The sequence below is a fragment of the Pseudolactococcus laudensis genome (assembly GCF_013449735.1).
Lineage (GTDB): Bacteria > Bacillota > Bacilli > Lactobacillales > Streptococcaceae > Pseudolactococcus > Pseudolactococcus laudensis.
This window is the reverse complement of record NZ_JACBNY010000050.1, coordinates 1-3,646: the sequence shown is the minus strand read 5'-3', so window position 1 is coordinate 3,646 and position 3,646 is coordinate 1. Positions and strand designations below refer to the sequence as shown.

The following is a 3,646-nucleotide window of genomic DNA, read 5'->3' as shown; positions in this document are numbered from 1 at the left end:
GGATGCATTCAGCTCTTGATTACAAGTCTCCAAAAGACTTTGAAAAATATAATTCTTAAATTCTCTTAACTCCGTGTCTAGTTTTTCGTTGACTTTCCATATCACACACCTATTTGTGTCTACTTTTATAGTATAGCTCCAGTCATTGGTTGTACATTCGGTATCCAAGTAAAAAGGATTCTACCAACAATACAGGCGGCACTAAATAAAGCGAGGGTGGTAATCCTTCTGATTGGAAAGCGTGAATTAGAGGTTGGTAACACTAGGAAAACTCCCTTGTTTTAATTGATAATAGTTCTCATTGTATCAGAATAAAAATTAATTACAAGATTGAATTACACTATATATAGTGCTATAATTATTTGTGGGCACAATATGTTGTGTTTGTTGATGATAAAGGTGGTAGTATTTAATGAATTATCCTAAAAAATATATAGAAAAACTAAATCAAGATATCTCTTCTTATAAAGAAGTCGCTAAGATAACTGCAGAAATGACTCAAACATTTGATGGGATTTCAAGATTAATCATGCTTGATCGCTATGCATTTAAAGATATGAGCGGAAAAACTTTGACAGTCGGGGATTTGGTTATTTTAACAACCCATGCTGATCCACAATATCCAGCAAGAGGGATCGGAAAAATTGAAGAGATCAATAAGGAACAGTTGATAATTCGAATTGAGGAAGAATTTCAAAGCTCGTTAACTAATCCAGAAGAAATTGCTTCGGGACGAGTGATTCGAAATATAAATGAGGTTGAGAAACCGCTTGAACTTTATTTTGAACAAATTGCAGCTCGTGTTGCTAGAGGAATCTCTGATATTGAAGGAGAAAAAAAAGCTCAGTTTTTTACCGAGTTTTATCAGCATTTGACAGAACAAAATCTCATTCCTGCTGGACGTGTACTTTATGGTGCAGGAACGAATTCAGAAGTAACATACTTCAATTGCTACGTTATGCCATTCATCCATGACTCTCGTGGGGGCCTGGCAAAACATCGTCAAGAAGTGATGGAGATTATGAGCCGTGGTGGTGGTGTAGGAACGAACGGTTCAACGCTACGGCCAAAATCAGCGATCGTCCATGGGGTGAATGGGAAATCATCAGGTTCAGTTTCGTGGCTCAATGATTTAGCTAATTTGACAAATTTAGTTGAACAAGGCGGGAGTCGTCGGGGAGCACAAATGATCATGTTGAATGATTGGCATCCAGATATTTTTGAATTCATTATCTCTAAGATTCAGAATCCGGCCATTTTACAAAATTTGATCCACACTAGCCAAAGTCCGATAGTACGTCAATTAGCTAGTGAAAAACTGACTTTTGAACCACTAATAGCAAATGAAAAGGAATGGTTAGAGTATTTGGTCGATCATCCGACGAATGATATGGAGGATAAATTTTTAAAAACGGCTCAACAGAAATTAAAAGCGGGTGGTACGTACAGTGTGAAAGACCCTGATTTCTTGACCGGAGCCAATATCTCCGTCTGTTTAACAAAAGAATTTATGGAAGCTGTCGAAACCGACCAAACTTATGAGTTACGCTTTCCAGCAATCGAAGACTATGACGCTAGTGAAATGGCTGATTATGATCAACATTGGATGGAAATTGGAGATGTCAGAGAATGGGCTGAAACAGGGCGTAAAGTAAAAATCCATCAAACGATCAAGGCTCGCGAATTGTGGGATTTGATTACTTATTGTGCAACGTATTCAGCAGAACCGGGAATATTTTTTATCGATAATGCTAATGAGATGACCAATGCTCAAGCCTACGGACAAAAGGTAGTTGCAACCAATCCATGTGGGGAACAGCCGTTGACGCCTTATGCGGTATGCAATCTAGCAGCAATTAATTTAGCCAATATGGTTGATAAAGAAACGAAAGTTGTCGACTTTGAAAAATTAGCTGATGTCGTACGAGCTAGTGTTCGTTTTCAGGACAATGTAATTGATGCGACGCCTTACTTTTTTGAAAAAAATGAGCAGCAAGCTAAAGGTGAACGACGTGTTGGACTTGGGGTCATGGGATTGGCAGATTTATTGATTTATTGTGAAAAAGTCTATGGATCTGAAGATGGAAACCATTTAGTAGATCAAGTATTTGAAAAAATTGCTGTTACGGCTTATCAAACATCCGTCGAACTAGCAAAAGAAAAAGGAAGCTTCCCATTTTTAGTAGGCAAAACAGTCGAGGAAACAACAGCACTTCGTCAACGTTTTATTGAATCGATCTATATGAAGAAGATGCCGGAATCAATCCGACAAGCGATTCTAAAATACGGCATTCGTAATTCTCATTTACTAACAGTCGCACCAACAGGGTCAACGGGTACTATGGCTGGTGTTTCAACCGGACTAGAACCATATTTCTCTTTTTCTTATTTCAGAAGTGGTCGTTTAGGAAAATTCATTGAAGTTAATGCTGAAATAGTTAGCGAATATTTAGAAAAAAATCCAGAAACAGCTGCGGATAATCTACCCCCATTCTTTGTCTCTGCCATGGAGCTTTCACCAGAAGCTCATGTGAGTGTTCAATGTACGATCCAACGTTGGGTAGACAGCTCTATCTCAAAAACAGTTAATGCACCTAAGGGGTATCAAGTGAAACAAGTAGCCGCGATCTATGAAGATCTGTATCAAGGTGGGGCTAAAGGTGGAACCGTCTATGTGGATGGTAGCCGAGATTCGCAAGTGTTGACACTTGAAGCAGATGACAATGTATTTGAAGAACCTGTAGTAGGGGTGGTAAATAATCAAATTACTCTTGACTCATTAGAATCATCAGAAGCAGAAGAAATATGTCCGATTTGCCATGAGGGTAGAATTGAAGAAATTGGTGGTTGCAGTACGTGTACTAACTGTAAAGTACAACTAAAATGTGGCTTGTAAAATGAGCTATTCGATGAAAATTTATACTAAAAGCGGCGATAAAGGAAACACTAGTATTATTGGTGGAAAAAGAATAAAAAAATCTGACGCTCGCGTTTGTGCTTACGGTAGCATGGATGAAGTAAATTCTTGGGTTGGTAAAATTATTTCAGAGTTGGATGATAAAAAGTTTGAGCTGTTGAAAAAAGAACTAGTCGCATTACAAATTTTACTTTTTGATATTGGAACAGACTTGGCTACACCCATTGGGATTAAAGAAATGATTGTAGGGAAAGAAGAAGTAACTAAGATTGAAACGCTGATTGATTTTTATCAAGCAAAAGTTCCAGTCATTGAAAAATTTATCTTACCTGGAGGACACCCGGTGGCATGCGATATGCAAATTACACGAACAGTTATTCGTCGGGCAGAACGTGAAATCACACGATTGATTGTTTCAGATGAACTTATCAATTTACATGCATACAAAATTATGAATCGCTTATCAGATTTATTTTTTGTACTTGCACGTTATGTAAATCATGTTTATGCTACCAAGGAACCATTTTATGAACGAGCAGGGAAGGTATTCCATTAAGAGAGGATTTTAAACTTGAAAAAATTAGCAACATTATTAACCGTTTTGGTTCTGTTGCGAAGTTTGAAAATCAAACGAGCCCTCTCTGAACTCAGAATATCTTAGGCTGGTATTCCCATTAATACCTTGATTTCAGTAGACACCGAAAAGCCGAAGAGCGTTCCATTTCTTCG

The 3,646-nt window shown here is 37.8% G+C and carries 2 protein-coding genes and 2 pseudogenes; 2 read left to right on the top strand and 2 right to left on the bottom strand.

Annotated elements, in window-relative coordinates:
- Positions 1-128 precede the first annotated feature (128 nt).
- Positions 129-263, bottom strand: a pseudogene (locus HZR21_RS11845) (cobalamin ECF transporter); the annotation flags it as partial.
- 149 nt (positions 264-412) lie between these two features.
- On the opposite strand from HZR21_RS11845, the gene HZR21_RS11275 reads away from it, so the two are divergent.
- Together HZR21_RS11275 and HZR21_RS11270 are read left to right on the top strand one after the other, a co-directional pair.
- Positions 413-2,896 carry a vitamin B12-dependent ribonucleotide reductase gene (locus HZR21_RS11275; RefSeq protein WP_180747687.1) on the top strand — a complete coding sequence of 828 codons (2,484 nt, stop codon included), beginning with the start codon at positions 413-415 and terminating at the stop codon, positions 2,894-2,896.
- 13 nt (positions 2,897-2,909) lie between these two features.
- Positions 2,910-3,473 carry a cob(I)yrinic acid a,c-diamide adenosyltransferase gene (locus HZR21_RS11270; RefSeq protein ID WP_180747686.1) on the top strand — a complete coding sequence of 188 codons (564 nt, stop codon included), beginning with the start codon at positions 2,910-2,912 and terminating at the stop codon, positions 3,471-3,473.
- Between the two features lie 101 nt (positions 3,474-3,574).
- Here HZR21_RS11270 and HZR21_RS11265 read toward each other — a convergent pair.
- A pseudogene (locus HZR21_RS11265) lies at positions 3,575-3,646 on the bottom strand (IS6 family transposase); the annotation flags it as partial.

Excerpts from the sequence above, each read along its gene's own strand:
- HZR21_RS11275 (WP_180747687.1), top strand. The coding sequence starts at position 413 with ATGAATTATCCTAAAAAATATATAGAAAAACTAAATCAAGATATCTCT.
- HZR21_RS11270 (WP_180747686.1), top strand. The coding sequence starts at position 2,910 with ATGAAAATTTATACTAAAAGCGGCGATAAAGGAAACACTAGTATTATT.